Annotated in this window: 1 protein-coding gene; it reads left to right on the top strand. The window is 65.1% G+C overall.

Translation table 11 applies throughout. From position 1 onward, the window contains the following. The coding region (locus AB4Y44_RS42715) for a VIT1/CCC1 transporter family protein (RefSeq protein WP_368702848.1) at positions 1 to 255 on the top strand (255 nt) is incomplete at both ends.

Below are 255 nucleotides of genomic sequence, written 5' to 3' on the forward strand. Positions count from 1 at the left end.
GGAGCATGAACTGAGGCTCATCTACCGCGCCAAAGGCCTGGAGCGCGACGAAGCGAAGCGCGTGGCAGCACAGATCATGCGCGACAAGGACAAGGCACTGGACGCGCTCACGCGTGAGGAACTCGGGCTGGACCCGGCGGAACTCGGTGGCAATCCGTGGACTGCAGCGGGATTTTCGTTTCTCCTGTTTGCGGTCGGCGCGATCTTCCCGGCGATGCCGTTCCTGGGGACGACCGGCACCCCGGCGATCGTGCA

The organism is Paraburkholderia sp. BR10937 (assembly GCF_040965695.1).
Lineage (GTDB): Bacteria > Pseudomonadota > Gammaproteobacteria > Burkholderiales > Burkholderiaceae > Paraburkholderia.